This window comes from Methanosarcina subterranea, from assembly GCF_055385895.1.
In genome coordinates, this window is record NZ_AP042426.1 from 1,139,457 (window position 1) to 1,157,698 (window position 18,242).

14 protein-coding genes are annotated in these 18,242 nt (G+C 43.5%); 2 read left to right on the top strand and 12 right to left on the bottom strand.

Translation table 11 applies throughout. The annotated features are described in order from the left end of the window. Positions 1 to 5 precede the first annotated feature (5 nt). The 3 genes from cbiQ to ACZ5A8_RS05115 all read right to left on the bottom strand — a co-directional run bounded on the left by cbiQ (position 6) and on the right by ACZ5A8_RS05115 (position 1,949). Complete coding sequence (gene cbiQ, locus ACZ5A8_RS05105; RefSeq protein ID WP_464532605.1) at positions 6 to 788, bottom strand: cobalt ECF transporter T component CbiQ; 783 nt, start codon at positions 786 to 788, stop codon at positions 6 to 8. A 115-nt stretch (positions 789 to 903) separates the two neighbouring features. Further along, positions 904 to 1,245, bottom strand: a complete 342-nt coding sequence (locus ACZ5A8_RS05110) for an energy-coupling factor ABC transporter substrate-binding protein (RefSeq protein ID WP_464532607.1) — start codon at positions 1,243 to 1,245, stop codon at positions 904 to 906. Further along, on the bottom strand, positions 1,242 to 1,949 hold the full coding sequence (locus ACZ5A8_RS05115) for an energy-coupling factor ABC transporter permease (protein WP_464532609.1): 708 nt from the start codon (positions 1,947 to 1,949) through the stop codon (positions 1,242 to 1,244). The genes ACZ5A8_RS05110 and ACZ5A8_RS05115 overlap by 4 nt, the downstream gene beginning before the upstream one ends. A 910-nt stretch (positions 1,950 to 2,859) precedes the next feature. Between ACZ5A8_RS05115 and ACZ5A8_RS05120 the strand changes: the two genes are divergently transcribed. Next, positions 2,860 to 4,104: an IS110 family RNA-guided transposase gene (locus ACZ5A8_RS05120; RefSeq protein ID WP_464529342.1), complete on the top strand. Its 1,245-nt coding sequence runs from the start codon at positions 2,860 to 2,862 to the stop codon at positions 4,102 to 4,104. Positions 4,105 to 4,350: 246 nt separating this feature from the next. On the opposite strand, the gene ACZ5A8_RS05125 is transcribed toward ACZ5A8_RS05120, so the two are convergent. The 3 genes from ACZ5A8_RS05125 to ACZ5A8_RS05135 form a co-directional block, all read right to left on the bottom strand. Beyond that, the gene (locus tag ACZ5A8_RS05125; RefSeq protein ID WP_464532610.1) at positions 4,351 to 4,812 is read right to left on the bottom strand and encodes a YqaA family protein; all 462 of its coding nucleotides are present in this window, start codon (positions 4,810 to 4,812) and stop codon (positions 4,351 to 4,353) included. A gap of 530 nt (positions 4,813 to 5,342) precedes the next feature. After that, positions 5,343 to 7,952 carry an S-layer protein domain-containing protein gene (locus tag ACZ5A8_RS05130; protein ID WP_464532613.1) on the bottom strand — a complete coding sequence of 870 codons (2,610 nt, stop codon included), beginning with the start codon at positions 7,950 to 7,952 and terminating at the stop codon, positions 5,343 to 5,345. Positions 7,953 to 8,307: 355 nt separating this feature from the next. Then, the gene (locus tag ACZ5A8_RS05135; protein ID WP_464532614.1) at positions 8,308 to 9,027 is read right to left on the bottom strand and encodes a queuosine precursor transporter; all 720 of its coding nucleotides are present in this window, start codon (positions 9,025 to 9,027) and stop codon (positions 8,308 to 8,310) included. A 552-nt stretch (positions 9,028 to 9,579) separates the two neighbouring features. Here ACZ5A8_RS05135 and cca point away from each other — a divergent pair. Further along, entirely contained in the window at positions 9,580 to 10,944 is a 1,365-nt protein-coding gene (cca, locus tag ACZ5A8_RS05140; RefSeq protein WP_464532616.1) for a CCA tRNA nucleotidyltransferase, read from the top strand. A 140-nt stretch (positions 10,945 to 11,084) separates the two neighbouring features. Here cca and ACZ5A8_RS05145 read toward each other — a convergent pair whose 3' ends face one another. From ACZ5A8_RS05145 to argC, 6 genes are all read right to left on the bottom strand, one after another. Further along, positions 11,085 to 11,933 carry a DNA-3-methyladenine glycosylase family protein gene (locus ACZ5A8_RS05145; protein WP_464532617.1) on the bottom strand — a complete coding sequence of 283 codons (849 nt, stop codon included), beginning with the start codon at positions 11,931 to 11,933 and terminating at the stop codon, positions 11,085 to 11,087. Then, complete coding sequence (locus tag ACZ5A8_RS05150) at positions 11,920 to 13,419, bottom strand: ADP-dependent glucokinase/phosphofructokinase (protein ID WP_464532619.1); 1,500 nt, start codon at positions 13,417 to 13,419, stop codon at positions 11,920 to 11,922. Before ACZ5A8_RS05150 ends, ACZ5A8_RS05145 begins: the two co-directional genes overlap by 14 nt. Positions 13,420 to 13,467: 48 nt before the next feature. Continuing rightward, entirely contained in the window at positions 13,468 to 14,943 is a 1,476-nt protein-coding gene (pfkC, locus tag ACZ5A8_RS05155; RefSeq protein WP_464532620.1) for an ADP-specific phosphofructokinase, read from the bottom strand. A gap of 399 nt (positions 14,944 to 15,342) precedes the next feature. Beyond that, on the bottom strand, positions 15,343 to 16,530 hold the full coding sequence (gene argJ, locus ACZ5A8_RS05160; protein ID WP_464532622.1) for a bifunctional ornithine acetyltransferase/N-acetylglutamate synthase: 1,188 nt from the start codon (positions 16,528 to 16,530) through the stop codon (positions 15,343 to 15,345). A 17-nt stretch (positions 16,531 to 16,547) separates the two neighbouring features. Beyond that, positions 16,548 to 17,012: a CBS domain-containing protein gene (locus tag ACZ5A8_RS05165; RefSeq protein ID WP_229391650.1), complete on the bottom strand. Its 465-nt coding sequence runs from the start codon at positions 17,010 to 17,012 to the stop codon at positions 16,548 to 16,550. Positions 17,013 to 17,084: 72 nt separating this feature from the next. Continuing rightward, a complete protein-coding gene (gene argC / locus ACZ5A8_RS05170; protein ID WP_322223728.1) occupies positions 17,085 to 18,098 on the bottom strand; it encodes an N-acetyl-gamma-glutamyl-phosphate reductase in 1,014 nt (337 codons plus the stop codon). Positions 18,099 to 18,242 lie beyond the last annotated feature (144 nt).

The window sequence follows — 18,242 nt, forward strand, 5'->3', positions numbered from 1 at the left end:
TTACCTCAAACAATGGATATGTTTTTTGTAAAATAAAAAAGTGCAAGAGCTGAAAGGAAATAAACAGAAGTTAGAAGAAGTTCTACTGCCCTTACAGGCCTGTTTACTTCGAATAGGGTCATTTTTCCGTCGTAACACCTGGAATTCATCGCAAGAAAGAGTTTGTCTCCCTGCTCCCAGGATCTTATAAAAAGTGTACTTCCAAGCATGCCAATTGAACTGAAGGAGAGCCTGAAGTTGGAGTAGCCTAACCTCACAGTCTGGGCATACTTAATAGACATAGCCATATCCAGGAAAACAAAGATGTACCGGTAAATAAGCATGGAAAGCTCTATAAGTGATTCCGGAAGCCTGGAAGCCTTGAGCACGGCAAAAAGTTCTATCATTGGAGTTGTAAGCGAAAGGAAGTAAAGGCAGCACATCCCGCTTAAGGACCGTGAAAGCACGAGGAGAGCAAGCTCAAGCCCGTCTGCCTTTACCGAGAAAGGATAACCTGCAAGTTCAAAGGACAGGATCTCCTGCCCTGATCCGGAGAAGAAGGCTATGATAACCACACCCGTAAATGCAAAACCCACAGGGGCGAGCAGGAGTTTCAGGTATAATTTAAGTGGAGCCCTGCCGAGAGCAACTGTTGTAAAGCTCATGCACAGGGCTATGAAAAGAGGAGTTATAGGGGAAGTGGATGAGACTCCTACAAGCAGCCCGAAAAGAACTATTGTCAGCTTTAACCAGTTGTTTTTGTGCCTGAGAGGGCTCATAAGGGCGTAATCGTCAAGGATATTAGTCATATGGAGAACCCGCAGATAGGTAAATGAAATCAGAAATCAAAGGTTAAAAATAAAAGGCAAAAGATAAAAACTTTCCTCCCTGGAAAGAAGGAGAATAAAAGGGCAGAAGAAGAAATTATAGAGACTGCCTGTCACCATCGGAATTACTTTTGTCTTTGTATCCAAGATCTTTTTCATAGCGGCTTTTAGCCCTGTAATAGCCAAGGAAGTAGCCGATGACCCCTGCACCGATAGCTGCCTGAAGGCCAAAGAGAAGGCTTTCGATTTCCCCGCTTGGAGGCTCCCAAAAGGGTTCTGCATTTGGTTCGTAGGTTCCGCCAGTGATTTCGTTTATTACGTCTTCAGCCTGTCCGTCAGCTCCTCCATATTCAGCGTCCGTTGTGGACGACATATAAATGAACTGTACTGCAAAGATAAGGATAATTGCGAGTACGATAAGTTCCAGTTTTTTGCTCATGCGGAAGTCCCTCTCAGTTTTCTTACGACAGCATCTTCAAGGACTTTCATTTCAACCAGGATATCACTCTTGACATTGACCACATACTTGAAGAGCAGGGCACTGACAGCTCCTTCCATGATTGCAAGAGGCAGCTGGGTAATTGCAAAGACTGCAGCAAATTTGCCGAATGAACTCATAAAGCCTGCAAAGGTGAGTGCTCCTCCTGCAGGATATGCAAGAGCAAGTTCTACAGAGGTGGTTACATAAGTTGCCCAGTCCCCAAAAGCTGTTGCAAGGAAAACCACGGCATAGAAATTGAGCTTTGCTTTCATCCCTGCCTTATAAACCAGGTATGCTGCCACAGGGCCAACGATGCCCATGGAAAAAACATTTGCTCCAAGGGTTGTAAATCCTCCATGCGCAAGGAAAAGTGCCTGGTATAAAAGCACGATAGTCCCGAGCACTGCAGATATTGCCGGACCGAATATAATTGCTGCAATCCCGGTTCCTGTAGGATGAGAACAGCTTCCTGTTACCGAAGGCAGTTTAAGGGAAGATAGCACAAAAATAAACGCACCTGCGACAGCAAGGAGAGGCAATATTTCGCGTTTTTCGTTCACCAGCCGATTCATTTTATGAATGCCATACAGTATCACTGGAATTGACACTGCAAACCAAGCCTGCCACCAGGGAGTCGGTAAAAAACCTTCCATTATATGCATCGGATCACCGCAAGGATATCAAGTAAATATTAGTGGGATTAAGTCAAGTTAAATTGAGTTAATAAATACATAAAGGTTACGGTGAGGGAGAAGCAGGCGCGCAAGAACCTATAAAATTAGTTCAAAGGTGATAGGGCTCTTAATATTTCGAGAAAATAGGACAGAACAAGCAAACTTGAGTAATCGGAGGTATAAACCAGTAGATAAATTATGCCCCATAAAGAATAATTTAAAGGAAATTAGCATCTATAGAAATTGTTAAGCTAATGTGAAGAAATAGACAATCAATTTCACTAGCAGGAAACGGAGAAATTAGCTGAAAGAAAGTAAAATTGTCCAGGATTGAAAAAAATAGAAGTAAAAAAGAAAAGATAGAAAAAAATAAAAATGGAGGTTATAACAGTAGATAGTTTCCGTTTTAAGAACCTGGAAGACAGGTCGAAATGGCAAGCAAAGCAAATAAAAATCAACTAAAATTGCTTTAGCAAAAAAGTATTGTATCCTTAAATATATAAGTGTATCTATTTGCTTCTTTTAGAAAAGAAGTCTTGAAATAAGATCGCCAGACAGGGTGTACAGTAGAAGAAAAATAAGAAGATTTAAAAGGAAGATCTACCCGGATGATGAAAAATCCATTTGAAAATGAGAAAGAAATAAAAGTAAAAAAACGCACATGATATTCTTCGAATAACATGCCCAAAAAGATGAAAGTCCTTTTATACCTAACTTTTTTGTTTATTAACTCCATCATTACCTTAGGACAGTAAGGTTGTCTTTTCTTTGGTTCTGTGAAACCGTCAAAAAACTAATCAGCGAATTGCCATCGAAGGCCCAGATGTGACTTTGATCACGGATGCCAAATTGCCTTTGAGGCAATTCCACTGTCCTTGAAATGATGGAGTAATGTAAATTGGAAGGAGAAATAAACAAATCTTGTGGTTTAGACATTCACAAACATTTTGTCATTGCTACTATTCTCAGCAGATCCGGTGAAAAACAGCTACAACGTTTTGATAGAGATGATGATGGAATTTTAAACCTTAAAAATTGGGTGACATCAGAAGAATGTGATGTTGTTGCCTGTGAATCAACAAGTGACTTCTGGGTTCCGATTTATGAGTCATTGATAGATCATTTGCCTGTTATAGTTGGAAATGCGCGAGATATGAAAGCATTTACACATAAAAAGACCGATAAGATAGATTCGGAAGTCATTGCACAACTTGCATTGAATAAAATGATTCAACCGTCAAGAGTTTTTCCTAAAAAGCACAGGGAATTCAGGTCGTATGTCAGGCTCAGGTTAACTCTTGTAAGAAAAAGGACAGATATAAAAAATGAAGCTCATGCTATTCTTTCTTCTGAAATGTTACATCTAGGTGATGTGCTAACAGACATTTTCGGAAAAAATGGAAGAGCAATTCTATCAGGAATTTCTTCAGGAAAAAATATTGATCAGATTATAGAATCACTTTCTCCAAATGTTCGGAAGAAAGCTGGTCAGATAAGAGAGATTCTGAACAGAGAAATATCTCAGAGTGCTGCAATAAGGCTTCAGATGTGCCTGAACATTATAAAACATCTGGATGAAGAAATCGAAATTCTGGAAAGAGAAATTTTCAATTACGCTTATAGAAATCATAAACATGAAATGGAAATTTTAATGTCAGTTCCTGGGATTGGAGAACTGAGTGCGGCAACTTTAATTGCTGAGATAGGAAACTTCAAAGACTTTTCTTCAGGGGATAAACTTGCTTCATGGCTTGGGATAGTTCCGAATGTGTATCAATCTGCAGATAAATACCATAATGGAAGAATCACAAAGAGAGGATCAAAAGTAGCAAGGTGGATTCTGACACAGATTGCTCAAGCAGCAGCAAGAAAGAAGAATAGCAGGTTAAAAGAGTTTTTTAACAGAAAAAAGAAGTCAATTGGATATGCAAAGGCGATTATTGCCCTGGCAAGGAAAATTGCAACGATAATATGGCATCTTATCACAAGTGATGAGATGTATGAAGATGAGACAGGGTATGAAAAGGGAGAAGTTCAAAAGAGAAAGATTGTTGAAACTGAAATATTTTCGGCTGATGAACGGATCAAAATAATTAGTGGAATATTCGCAATTATGGGAAAAGAAGACAGAGAGAGTACGTGAGGAAGATATCCTCATGTACTTTCATGCCAAGAAAAAGCAAAAAATGAGAAATCCGTATGATAAAATCAAACCCGCCCGCAACAGGAACAACAGTTAATCGAATTTAGAAGGGCAAAAATTTAAAAGCTAATTTTAAAAATTTAAAAGCGGCTTCTACAATTTAAAACCGATTTTTACAATATATAAGCCTTAAATTTCGTTTTTACATCGAATAAACTCTTATATTGATTTAATAGCTGACAGACCTTAAAACCCGTTACTAAAAAACACTACAGAATAAGCAACTGCAAGATAGCGCCCGAATTTACCAAGAAAAACCAGGACTGAGAAAGACCTGAAAGGAAGCTGCATAAGCCCTGCAACCATGGTAATCACATCCCCTATACCCGGAACCCAGGTAAAAAGCAGAGTATAGACTCCATATTTATTAAAAAGCCTTTCACTTTTCTCGAGCTTTTCACGTGAAGGAGAGAGATATCTTTCAAGTACATGCCGCCCTTTTAAACCCAGGTAGTAAGTGGTACATGACCCTAGAAAGTTACCAGCAGTAGCTACCATAACTACAGTAAAAGGACTGAAACCCTGATAAACGAGAGCGATTACCAGAGCCTCCGACCCAAAAGGAAAAACCGTAGAAGCCAGAAAACTTAGAATAAAAAGATTCAGATAACCGTAGTCGGTAATAAAGGCACTTAGGGATTCAAGCATGGTACTCCTTCTCTTACATTCCTGCTTACTATTCCATTTATATTATATTATCTCTGCGTAACAACACTTTTTTTATTACGTTCGACAAAAGAGAGTGATTATTTCCACGAAAAAAGAGAGAAACCAAAAAGTAAAGTTTTGAAACTACATCGAAAACCGGAAAATGTGTAAACAAAATAGAATTGGGTACTGCTTGATAGTTGCTGATAGATACTCTTTCTCCATCTTTTATTCTTTACGGCTTTTTTCTTTTTACGGACCACAATACAGCCTATTGGGTGTCGCTATAATATCGGATTGAAAAATGGCCCCAGGGTCAAAAGAAGCAGTCTCAAGACAGATATAAAGGGAAAGCAAAGGGAAAGCCTCCGGTGAAATATCAGAGAAAGTATTCAATTAAGATTCTGGGGACTATCAAATTAAGGTCCAGAAAGTATCAGGTTGAAGTATACTAAGAAAAAAGAGGAAAAAGACCGGAATCAAAAAACTAATTTCCGGTCCCTGCTACAGAAGAAATGTTCAAATCGGGTTTAGTTCCTTCTTTTCCGAAGCAGTATAAATGCCGTGGCGAGTATTCCCAGGGTTGCAATGCCGCTTAAGAAGGGAGTCGATTCCGTTACATCGTAACTTCCGCTCAAATCTCCGACCTCAACGGTATATGTTCCCGCTTCTTCCTCAGTATGGGAGAACTCAACCACTGTACTCTCACCAGCTTCCAGGCTCACGGTTTCAGAGTCCACAGACTCACCGTTGATCAGGAGTTCCACTTCTGTTTCTCCTGCAATGTTCCCTGCGTTTGTAACGTTCACCTGGATATTAACTGCGTCTCCGCCTTCAACAGAAGCAGGTTCAATTGAGAGGTCCGAGAATTCAAAACTGGCTCTGTCTTCAGAAACCTCAACAATAGTTTCTCCTTCCTCATAACCTGCCTTTGTAGCATTTACCGTAAATGTACCTGGAGCAGTTACCCAGTAAGACACAATACCGTTTGCACCCGTCTGTCCTTCAATTTTCTGTCCGCCAAAGAAAACATCTGCCCCGGAAACAGGTTGGTTTTCTGCCGAGTCGGTAACCATTATACTTATCTGGTCTCCTTCTCTGACGGTTTCAGGAGAAACTGAGAGAAGCAGTTTCAGGATGCCTGTCCCGACAATGTCTACATCTTTACTTCCGGAGATATATCCGGCCTTGTTTGCGGTCAGGGTAAAGTCACCTTCCTGGCTGGGGGTGTACGTGAGAATTCCATCGTCTCCCGTGGATCCGATGCTCTGATTTCCAAGAAGGAGTTCAACATCACTAACTGAAACGTTTCTTGCCGTGACCAGGATTTCTGCCGCCTGTCCGACCACAAAGATATCTGGAACTTCAATTACCAGCTGATCCTGTGCAGCACTTTCGATTTCTACAAAGGGATAGAAGCGCAGAACAGACGAATCATCAGCAACCCTGAGCTTAACGTTGCCCATCAGGTTAATGGTATTACCCCTTGAGAGGGAAATCGAGTCCTCATTTCTCATCGTAATTCCTGAGCTGGAAATCGTGCTTATTTCCATCCTGCCGAAAGAGTCGCCCTGGGAAAGCTCAAGGTAATCGTCCGAGATCTGGAAGATTCCTTCTATAAACACAGCATCCGTTTCCCGCGACCTGAAGACAGTGCTTACATGGACTGCAATCATAGGGACATCTTCAGCCCCACCGATATCTGCTTCATAAATGTAGTCCCCGTTACTGGGAACTATTCCCGAATCCAGCAGCCGCCCATCTTTGTACAGCTCAACGAGTACTCTGTTTCCGTTAACGTCAACTTCCGAAGCCTTGAGGGAGTAACCGTTCTCAAGAGCTATTGAAGAGCCGGTAAACATAGATTTTCTGTTATCGTCATCAATCAGGACTTTTGAGAGAATATCATCCGAAAGCACACTCACATTTCTTGAGTTTCCAAAAGTATTAGCCGGATAACCCGCAAAATACTTCTCGGCCATGAACCCTATAACTTCATAGCTTCCCCAGCTTTCCTGCTCGAATTTTACAAGTGCCGGGCTGGTGGAATAAACAAGCGCATCGTCATTAATTGACCTTCCGCTTATTCCTTCTCTGAGAGTCAGGCTTTCGGTGGAAACGTTTTCATCGATGCTGTAATAGAATCCTTCGAAGTTGTAAGGCGTCCAGACAGTGGTGTTGAACACTTCGTCGTAGACAGTGCCCCTCAGCTCATAGGTCCCGGGCTCGGAAGTCTCGACCACGGGGGCAAAGCGAAGTTCACTGGCATCAGCCACAACAAAACTGAGTTTTCCCATAATGTCGATTGTGTTTCCCCTGCTGAGGGAAATAGAATCACGGTTTCTCATTGTGATTCCGGAACTTGAAGTGGAGCTTATTTCCATTTTCCCGAATCTGTCCCCATTCTCAATCTGGACGTATTCGTCAGATATCTGGAAAATCCCTTCTACAAAAACCGCATTTGTCTCTCTACCACTGAAGATCTGAGCTAAATGAACTGCGATAAGGGGTACATCGTCCGCATCTCCAAGCTCGGTTTCATAAACATAATTACTGTTGGAAGAGAGGAAGCCATTATCTATCACGTCCCCATCCTTTTCGAGCTGTACCCATACGGTATCCCCATTAATGTCCACTTCCACAATATTCAGGGAATAACCTTCTTCAAGTATGAGGGAAGAGCCCGAATACAGGGATTTCCTATCGTCACTATCAATCAGTATCTTCGAAAGCTGTCCATCCGAGATTACACTGACATCGTCATCTGCAAAGCTGGAGTTTGCTGTGTACCCTGCAAAATACCGCTCTGCCATAAACCCTATAACCTGATATGAGCCCCAATTCCCATATTCGAATTCCGTTTCAATGGGTCGGGTTTCATACCGCAATCCATTTCTCTCGACGCTCCGACTGCCCGAGGTAAGCTGGATTGTCATATTCTCGGAGCCTTCCCCGGTATCAAGGTCATAGTAAAAACCTGAGTACGTCTGGGGCGTCCAGGTATAGGTAAGGTTCTGGCCTGCGTTTTCATCCCAAATGCGGTTGCCTGTCGAACCTGAAACCTGTGCAGCTGCAGTTTCACATAGCAATCCGAGCACCAGAAATAGACATAGTATTTTTATATATTTTTTAATCCCCAAGTTAGACCTCCTTTTGATATAATGGAGAAGCGGGTGAAGCCATCTGGAAGCCCGGGAGAGAATAGAAACAGAAAAGTTTCCTGAACACTCCCTGGACATTTTCCTTGACCCGAATACCCCTGTTTACTTTTAAAGATATTAAAGTATTAAAATATTCAACTATATGCATTTCTAGATATTAGACTAATCAGATAAAAGTTTTTGGGCAATTCTGACTGTATAAAATGAAAAAACGGAACATATAGAAGGCGAAAGATGGGCTAAAAATAAGAAATAAGAGATTATAACGGCTTAAAAAATAAAACGGGAAGGGATATAAATGTATATTATATTTTTACCAGTTAGAGGTCATATTTTACTTTTTAAGCAGTTTTTTGTAGAGCACAAACCAGGGATTATCCAGAAAACCTATTACATTTTTACTGATAAGCTGCCCTATAACAAGAGGGAGAACAGGCATAACTCCGTAAAAAGCAATAAAGACAAAGATAAGGGAATCCAGAGTGAGATTAACAATATCACTTGAACCTGAGCGCAACCAGATGTAAGGATTTATCATGGTATCATGCTTGAAGTTCGTTTCTTTTTCAAAAAAGCGTTTTTTAAGGGATGCAAAGATCCAGGCATCAAGGTTCGAGCAGACCAGAAAAGAGACCCAGCTTGCAATCGTAATTCTGATGCTCAGCCCAAAGAGGCTCCTCCAGGCATCTTCCAGTTCAAAGAAAGGGGCAGGGCTTAGATTTGTGACCATACCTATGAAAAGCACGAACAATACCTGGGTCGCAAAAGCGATAAGAATAGAAATATGTGTCCTCCGTTCCCCGTAGACCTCGTTAATCATATCCACTACCTGGGCAATAAAAGGATAGATAAAAACTGCTGCAGGAGCAAAGAAAGAGTAAAATCCAAGGTCAAATACGATAATACGCGTGGCAAGGACCTGTGAAGCCACAAGATAAACCACATAGAAAGCGGTGAGTACCGTAAAACCGTTTTCAGGCATTTTTTTAATAACATACACGGATGCATAGGTAGCAATTGTAAGAGTGATAATCCAGTACAGCCAGACGAACATTTTTTCACAACCGGGTTTTATGGAGCTTGGAATGGACCGATGAAACTTGGGCGGACTAATAAGATTTGAATAAAGGGCGGATAATATTTGAATGATGAAACTGAAAATTAAAGAGAATGTAAATCTTCAAAACTGCCAGATTCGGGAAATAGGAATACTGCTCATTTTATTTAAAGTGTACATATTTTTCTTACCACAGGATTCTCTGAAGAAGACTTATGAAAACCAGGACTTATTCCCATACAAGAGAATCCTCTATAGGCCTCATCCTCCAGTCAGGAAAAGAGACTTCTTTTTAAAATTCTACTTGTAGATCCACAAATTATAAGTTAAAAGAGAAGGTTTCTGATCTGTAAACCGCAAATTCTGTAAAATCAGAAATTAACTGTACCAATAATTAATCTTAGAATTGTTACTAATCTAAGATGTATTACCAGTCTAAGAATCAATAATCAGTTTGAGCATCACTACTAATCTGAGAATGAAGATCAATCTGCAGGATCAAGAATTGACCTTCAGGATCGATAAATAATATGTGGAGCCGTCCCGGGCATGGAAACAAATACCAGCATTCCAGAAGACCTGAAGCTTGCCGTACTTGAAAGGATTAAACCCACGGAAGCCGAAAGAAAAAAACTCACAGCAGTTCAGGAGGAGCTTGCCGAGAAAGTACGGGCTGCATCAGAGAAACTTTGTGTACCGGACATTTTTGTAAAAATGGTCGGTTCTGCTGCAAGAGGCACCTGGCTCTCAGGCACCCATGATATTGATGTATTTATCAGCTTTCCTGAAGAAACACCCAGAAGAGAACTGGAAATCAGGGGAATGAAGATTGCCAGGGAAGTTGCAAAACATGCAGAATATTCCGAAGATCGCCATGCCGAACATCCTTACCTGAATATCATTTACAAAGGCTTTGACGTGGATCTCGTCCCCTGTTTCAGGGTTGCCTCGGCATGTCAGCTAAAATCCGCAGTTGACAGGACTCCTTTCCACAACGAATTCGTAAAGGCCCGTATAAAAGGGCATGAAGACGAGGTCCTGCTCATGAAACAGTTCATGCGCGGAGGCGGAGTCTACGGTTCAGAATTAAGAACACAGGGTTTTTCAGGCTACCTGACCGAGCTATTTATCATTTACTACGGCTCTTTCGAAAATTCCGTAAAAGCAGCCTCTTCCTGGAAGCCCGGAAAGAAAATAGATATTATGCAGCACTCGGAAATGGAACACACCGAGCCTCTGGTAATAGTAGACCCGACCGACCCCAGGCGAAATGTTGCAGCAGCTCTTTCCCTTAACAAATTCTGTATGTTTATAGACCACTGCAGGGAGTTTCTGAAAAACCCGGAACTCAAATTCTTCTTCCCTGCCTCCCCCCTGCCCCTCGAGGACAGAGAAATCCTTGAAAAGCTGGAAATACGGAAAAGCTCACAACTTGCAATTGTCTTCGAAACCCCTGATGTTGTAGACGACGTGCTCTATCCGCAGCTATATAAAATGGAACAGGCTGCAGCTTCCCTCCTGAACGAGTATGATTTTTCAGTGATAAAAACCGGAGTATGGTCAGGAAAACCCGAAACCGTAATCATGCTCGAACTTATCTCAGACACCCTCCCCAACGTCAAAAAAAGAATAGGCCCTCCGGTATGGGTAAGAGAGCACGCTGAGAAGTTCAAAGCCAAATACGAAGGGGCTGAAAACGTTTTCGGAGGCTATATAGAAGAAGGAAAGTACGTCTATGAAATCCGGCGTAAATACCCCACGGCAAAAGGTCTCCTTGGAGAACTGCTTGTAAACTCATCCCTCGGGAAACAGGTACATCAGAGCGTGAGTGAGGGATTTGAGGTCGTTGAAAACGCAGAGATTTGCAGGCTGAAAGACCCGGATTTCAGGGTTTTTTTGAGGAAATGGATGTGAAAAAATTATAAAGTAAATATAGATTCAATATATAAATTCAATAAAGAAAATTAACAAAAAATATAACAAAAAATAAGGAATAAAAAAACAAGGGAAAGAAAGTCGCTGAACAGGACTTTTTAAAAAACATCATTGAGTAATTAATAAAGAGGGACAAAACCCTCAACCCTTTTCTGGTAATAAAGATACTCTTGGGCGTACCCGCAGTAGTGTCCGAAGTATTCCCGCCCCCATTCTCCCATACAGCTCAGGTTTTTGCAGGTTTCAAAGTAACTGTCATCAATGTGATAATGCTGGATGATCTGCCTGATGTGGGTATCTACGGGAAAGGCTTCCATTTTCTCAAAGGCGAAAAGGAGGACACAGTCCGCAACTTTTTCCCCTATACCGCGAAGCCTCATAAGGCGTTCCCTGGCATACCTGTGCTCAAGGCGGAAGATAGCATCAAAGTCCAGTTCTCCTGAACACACTTCTGCTGCTGCTGCTTGTATGCGTTCTGTCCTGAAGCCGAGCTTGCACCTGTCAAGCAGGGACATATCCGCATTTGCAAGAGCTTCAGGGCCCGGAAAACTGAAATACCCTTCTTCAAGTTCCTCCCCTAAAAACCGGCTCAGAAGGCAGATCCTTTTCTGTATGGTGGGGATGCTTGAAGCTGTGGCAAGCATGTAGGAAATCAGGCATTCCCATGGGTCCTGCCGGATCAGGCGAAGACCTCTATAGTTGTTTATTGCCCTGTTTATCAAAAGGTCTTTGTTTATGCTTTCATAAATTGAGGACAGGTTATCGTCCAGACGAAAGTAATCAGTGAAAAACTCAGGCGGGAGTTTTGAGTCAATCAGCAGTTCCCCGCTGTCCACTTCCTGGGAAAGCCGGATAACCTGGTCTTTTACAACTCCTGTCCACCAGTCTCCATCCCTTTTCCAGCGGAAGACCTGTCCGCAGTCGAGGGTATAGTCAAGGTTAAAGATTACGGGTTTAAGTCTGTACATCCAGTTCAAGCCCCCTCAAAAAAGTTCCTGCAGTTAGTGTGTCCCCGAGCCCCACAGTAGTGATTGGAGATTTGGAAAGCAGTGTAGGAAGTATACAGACCAGGTGGCTCCCCATTAAAGCAAAAGCTCCCTGCCCGCAGGCAACTCCACCGAAGGCTTTGAGGAAAAGCTGCAGTTGCTCCCTTCCAAACCTGCTCTCCTGCAGTTTTGAAGCCTCTTTTTCTACAAATTCCCGCCCTTCAAGCCTGCCTGAAGCCGCATATGCTCCTGCACACCTGAGCCCGAAACCCATGGCTTCAAGGTGTTTTTCAGCTGCTTTGAATAGAGACGGGCTTTCTTTGTTATCACATTTTCCTTCATCACACTTTCCTTCATCACACTTTCCTTCATCACATTTTTCTGAAATCCCGGAAGCGCCAGAAAACCCGACTCCATTCGAGTCCCCGGAATCCGGCTTAAAGACAACCAGGATGAACTCCCTGGTGTGAATGAAAAGTTTTCCGAGCCCGTAGAGGGAAGCAAGTTTACAGGCTGCCTTTCCTGTAGCTTCGGCTTCCATATGTAAGAGCCCTTCAACAGGGATTTCGTGCAGGTTATTAAACATTGCAAGCTCGTCCTCGTTCATTCCTATGCTGTCTGAGATTTCGGCAGACTTTAAAAAGACAGAATTTGCAATCTCCCTGCTTGCAAAATGCCCGAACTCCACATGGACTCTGAGCTTTTCGTTCTTCGCCTTCCATTCCCTTAGCCGGGAAAAAGAATTTTCAATGACTTCTTTGTATGTGCTGCCGTCAGGATAGGTATCAAGCAGGAGGTGGAAACCTGAGATAAGTGCACCGTCCATCTCTCCGGCGTGCTTCATGGCATAGCTCTCAAAGGCAGGACTGGTAAATAGCCTGAAATTTAAGTGATCGCAGGTTGCAATGAAACGGTTTTCCCTCGGGACCCTGACCTCGGTGCCGTAAAGGGAAAAGGTCTCACCTTCGGAAAAATCAAACACAAAATGTATGGGGTCCTGATTGTTTAAAGAGGCAGATATGCTATTTCCAGATTCTGCCCTCTGATCTCCCTCTTTTTGCAGGGGAGCATCAGGGAAATATACTGCTTTTTCGGAAAATAGGGAAAGCTGGGTCTTTGAAGGAACTGCAACATTCGGGACTACTCGTGAAGCCCCTAGTTCGGAAAGAGCATTTGCCATTATCCCGGCATTTCCCCCCATTCTCACAAGGGATTTTTCAAAATAGCAGTCCTTCAGAAACTCAAAGACCCCCTGTTCAAAGACAAGCCATTCTGCTCCATATCCATTTTTCATGCAGTAGGCGAGTCCTGCCGTGAAATCGGATTCGGAAAGTATTTTTCCTGGAGGGTTTTTTATTTTCTCAAGGATTTCATCCCTTTCAAAAGTTCTCAGCAGTTCAGAGATTTCGGCTCCGCTTATCCTGTATACGGAATCTATGTTTACGTTGTAACCGCAAAGTATGTTCATCTGACCGGTTCCTTTGTTCAGACAACTTATTTTTAATTTTCAAATAGCTTATTTCCCTGCCTGCTTCTGTTTCATCCTTGCAAGCATAGCAGCAAAAGCTCCCGCAGAAATCGTATCTCCTATCCCTACTGTAGCTTTTGGCCTGTCTACCACCTTGGAAGGGATGAGAATAGCATCATGGTCCGGCCCGTAGATATATCCGTATTCAAATTCATCCGGAGTGCAGAGCTTTCTGCCTGTGCAGTATAGCTGGAAGGTCTCCAGATCTTCTATCCCTTTAGCTGAGACAGGCACTTCCAGTCCGGCTTCGGCTTCCGTAAGGTTATCGATTTTTCCATTGAGGGCCTGGGCAGCTGCCAGAACCGAAGAAAAGAGCAGAGCATCTCTCTGTTCTTTCAGGGTTAAAGGGTGACCTTTCGCCAGAATACAGATATAAAAGCCAAGCGAGTGTACATGTACCCTCTCAAGTTTAAGATCCTTCATTAGCTGGACAGCCCCCTGGTAAAGGGACATAATTCCATTTTCTCCTTTCCGGATCACGGAATATGAAAGTTCCTCATACCCAAGCACATTCAGGGCATTTGCCACTTCCACGGTATCAAGGCCCAGGGAATGGACGTGCCTTGCAACAATCTCTGTCAGGATAGCCTTTCTTATAACCCGGTTCTGAATGGATGTAAGTTCTACGTGGATGCGGAGGTCAGGGTTCAGGGACTTAAGCTTGTCAATGACCTTTACGGAATGTTCGACGTAATCGTTATAGGTGGACCCGTCCTCGTATTCTTCTTTTATCATCTGATAACCCGAAAGCATTGCCCCGTCAATCGGGAGGAGGGAATCAAGTTGCTCATAGATCTCTTTGTCCATGTCCAGACGGATCCATTTAGGGCGAGAGGAGATAATCAGACGGTTATCCCTCGGTACCCTGAAGGTACTGCCTGCACAGGTCACTTTCAGGTCTTTGGAAAATTCAAGTATCCAGTTGACTTTTGACCCGGTCCCTGGCTTGAAGGCTTCCCCAGGAGGTTTCAGGAGGACTTGTCCGTTTTCTACCTTCGGGTGCAGGATATTGCCAGAATCCGCAAAGTATTCTGCCTGTTCCTCAGAAAGCCAGGGGACATAAGCCACCACTTTTTTCAGGCCTAATCGCGCAAGGAGATTTGAAATGATCCCTGCCTGACCACCCATGCGGGCATAATCGAAACCCAGGTGCTCTTTCAGCCATTCGTGGGTCTCTGCAGTATATGCAGGAACTTCCGCGGCTTTCCCTTCCCGCATGGAGATAAGCAGGCGGGCAACAAAATCCAGAGGTTCCGCAATTTCTCTCGGGTATACCGCAACCCTGTCCTGAATTTCAGCCTCATCGAAAAGCCCGACAAGCCTGGACAGGTCTTCTTCAGTAAGGTGTCTGATAGCATCGATATTGCTATTATAAGCTACAAACATCCCATCCAGATAAGGAAGGGCTTCTTTTGCATCGTAAAAAGCTTCTGTATGGCGCTGTTCCCATTCTTCTATGTCCACTTCCGTAAACCCCCTGGGAATAAAATAAAATCCAGAATTAAGAAGTTTAATTGACCTTGAATAACGGAGAATAAAGGAAATAAAGAGAATAAATCAAAATAAATCCGGGTTTTTGAGTACCAGGGATTATCTTATCCATATTTCCTTTATTTCTCATTTTACGTTTATTTTATTTAACTTTGTGTAGATTGGAGACCTGAGACCAGGCCAGTTGATCTGATGCCAGCTGTGTGAATCTAACAACAGATACCAGGACCATTTCAGGTCGTAAATCAGGCATTAAACTGTATTATTCAGCTACGCTGTATATTCGATCGAGCTACGCTGTATATTCGATCGAGCTACGCTGTGTATTCAATCGAGCAGCCAATCCGATTAATGTTGTGTTTTCAGTTTGATTTACGTTGTATATTCGGCATTGATCCTGACATAATCATAAGTCAGGTCGCAGCCCCAGGCAGTTGCCGATTCTTCTCCCATTCCAAGGTCAAGGGCAATGATAATTTCTTCATTTGCCATTATCTTCTTCAGGAGTGAAAGATCAGAAGCCCTGGAAATCTCCCCGGACTTCACAAGTTCAACCTCTTCTCCCCCACCTGAGAATGAGAGGGAAAGCCTTTCCTGCTCAAGCTCGGCACCCGAGTACCCTGCAGCTGCAACAACCCTGCCCCAGTTGGGATCTTTTCCGAAAATGGCAGATTTGACCAGAGGAGAGCGGACAATAGATTTTGCAGCAAGCATAGCGTCTTCATATGTTTTTGCGCCGACAACCTTGACTTCTATGAGTTTGGTGGCCCCCTCACCATCCTGTGCCATTTTTTTTGCAAGGTCCGTGAACACGTAAATAAGCCCTTCCTCAAACTCATCAAGGCATTCCAGACAGGGCTTGACTCCGGATTTACAGGTGGAAGTGAAAAGAACCATATCATTCGTACTTGTGTCGCCATCAACAACAACCATGTTAAAGGTTTTATCGACCGCTCTTCTCAGAGCCGCGTCCAAGACATCTGCAGGCACATTTGCGTCTGTGTATGCAAAGCAGAGCATGGTTGCCATATTTGGTTCGATCATGCCTGAACCCTTTGCAATTGCCCCTATCCTTATCCCGCACTCGAGTTCCACAGCAGATTCTTTTAAGGCTTTATCTGTGGTCATAATTGCCTTTGCAGCTGCGCGGCTGCACTCTGGAGAACTGCCCAACCCTTGAAGGACTTCAGGGAGGTGCTCCCTTATCCAGGAGACATCAAGCCTTCTGCCAATTACTCCTGTTGAGGCAACTGCGACGGTATCAGGGTCGAGGTCAAGCTTTTCAGAAAGTGTTGATGCCATTTCCATTGCATCCAGAAAACCATCATCACCTGTAAAGGCATTGGCATTTCCGCTATTTGCAATTATAGCAGAAAGCCGTTGCTGGGTCTCAATCACTCCTTTGCTCAGGGTAACAGGAGCTGCAACTACCTTATTCTTTGTGAAAACACCTGCGGCAGGGCCTTCTGCATGAATGACCGCAATTCCCATTTTTCCGGGTTTTATCCCGTTTGCAGATACGCCCTTTACTGCACATATTCCACCCTCTATTTGCTTCATGAAAACTCACCTTTCACTCAAAGCTTTGCAAGGCCTTCGATAATATCTCCGCGAGTGACAATTCCGACCACACGGCTATTCTCCATTACTGGAAGCCTGTTGATCCTGTGCCTGACCATAAGTTCGGAGGCTTCTTCAACAGATGCCTCGGAAGAAATTGTGTGCACGTCCTTTGTCATCATCTCTTCAACTTTTGTAGAACCAACATCAGAAAGCATTTTTTTCGTCTCTTCCCAGCTGAGGAGTTCCCTTATTGGTACCTCTATAACTTCAAAAGGACTTGGAAGCCAGAGGTTTCCCTTTTCTGGAATTACGAGCAACTCAAGCAGGTCAGCCTCGCTTACCACCCCTACAAGCTGTCCATCCTCAAGGACAGGAGCTCCACTAATATTGTTTTCCTTAAGGACTTTTGCAGCTTCCCTGACTGTATCATCAGGCTTGCAGAAGACAACATCAGGGTTCATGACATCTTTTACTTTCATAGGACTACCCCAAGATATATTCCATTCATTACTTAATCCGTCACCGGTTATATGTTCTCGCCTGCTCTACCTTTAAGGTGCAGCCGCAGGCATCCAGAGCCCGCAGGTCTCAGCCAGCCCGAACATAAGGTTCATGTTCTGGATAGCCTGCCCTGATGCACCTTTGACAAGGTTATCGATTGCTGAGAGCACGACGATCCTGTTATTTTCTTTATCCGCCTCAAACCCTATGTCACAGAAGTTAGATCCCCTGACTGCAGTGAGAGATGGGACTCCTCCCGGAAGCCGGACAAAGGGTTTGCCCTGGTAAAATTCTTCATAAATCCCCCGAACATCTTCAGTCGAAAGAGGCTCTTTCGTAAAGAGATGAGCAGTTGTAAAGATTCCTCTGATGGACGGGATCACATGGGGGGTGAAGTTGATGTTCCTGAGCTTTCCGTCCAGTCTTGTCAATTCCTGGAATATCTCAACCCTGTGTCTGTGAGTCGTAAGCTTATAAGAGATGATGTTCTCTGCGAGGTTCGGGTAATGAGACGTTTCCGTAGGTGAGATCCCGGCTCCTGAAATCCCTGTTTTGGAATCAAAGACTGCAATATCTATTAACCCTGCTGCTGCAAGTGGTGCTGCTGCAAGGGTTGCTCCGGTAGGAAAGCAGCCCGGGTTTGCCACAAGGTCTTCCTTTGCAGCTTCAGGGTGGAGCTCTACCAGCCCGTACACTGTTTTCCTGGGGTCTTTGTGCTTCATTCCATAAATTTTTTCAAATACAGGGACATCAAGCCTGTAGTCTGCGCTGAGGTCGATTACCTTTGTACTGCCGTCGAGAAGTTCAGGTACATAATTCATAGCAGTCCCGTGAGGCACTGCCACAAAAACCACATCACAGCGCTCCCTGATTTCTTCAGGTCCCGGATTTTCGTACTTTAAGTCCAGAAAACCTTCGAGGTGCCTGTGGGTACCTGTAACGGGTTTCCCTGCAAGACTCCGGGAAGTTGCCAGTTCAAGCCTAACATCGGGATGGCTTACAAGTAAGCGCAGGAGTTCTCCTCCTGTGTATCCGGAAGCTCCTATAATTCCTGCCTTGATCATAAGTATTCACTGACAGTGTAATGTCAATACAAGATAATTAAGCTTGTTATCGAAAAAAACCAGAAAGAAGACTCTAAGGGTTGTTGACCGCGCACAAGCATAAGCTTAGCAGACCATTCCAGCTCTGGACCATTTTGGCTCTGG

Excerpts from the sequence above, each read along its gene's own strand:
- ACZ5A8_RS05110 (WP_464532607.1), bottom strand. The coding sequence starts at position 1,245 with ATGAGCAAAAAACTGGAACTTATCGTACTCGCAATTATCCTTATCTTT.
- argJ (WP_464532622.1), bottom strand. The coding sequence starts at position 16,530 with ATGAAGCAAATAGAGGGTGGAATATGTGCAGTAAAGGGCGTATCTGCA.
- ACZ5A8_RS05135 (WP_464532614.1), bottom strand. The coding sequence starts at position 9,027 with ATGTTCGTCTGGCTGTACTGGATTATCACTCTTACAATTGCTACCTAT.
- argC (WP_322223728.1), bottom strand. The coding sequence starts at position 18,098 with ATGATCAAGGCAGGAATTATAGGAGCTTCCGGATACACAGGAGGAGAA.
- cca (WP_464532616.1), top strand. The coding sequence starts at position 9,580 with ATGGAAACAAATACCAGCATTCCAGAAGACCTGAAGCTTGCCGTACTT.
- cbiQ (WP_464532605.1), bottom strand. The coding sequence starts at position 788 with ATGACTAATATCCTTGACGATTACGCCCTTATGAGCCCTCTCAGGCAC.
- ACZ5A8_RS05150 (WP_464532619.1), bottom strand. The coding sequence starts at position 13,419 with ATGAACATACTTTGCGGTTACAACGTAAACATAGATTCCGTATACAGG.
- ACZ5A8_RS05145 (WP_464532617.1), bottom strand. The coding sequence starts at position 11,933 with ATGTACAGACTTAAACCCGTAATCTTTAACCTTGACTATACCCTCGAC.
- ACZ5A8_RS05115 (WP_464532609.1), bottom strand. The coding sequence starts at position 1,949 with ATGCATATAATGGAAGGTTTTTTACCGACTCCCTGGTGGCAGGCTTGG.
- ACZ5A8_RS05165 (WP_229391650.1), bottom strand. The coding sequence starts at position 17,012 with ATGAAAGTAAAAGATGTCATGAACCCTGATGTTGTCTTCTGCAAGCCT.
- ACZ5A8_RS05125 (WP_464532610.1), bottom strand. The coding sequence starts at position 4,812 with ATGCTTGAATCCCTAAGTGCCTTTATTACCGACTACGGTTATCTGAAT.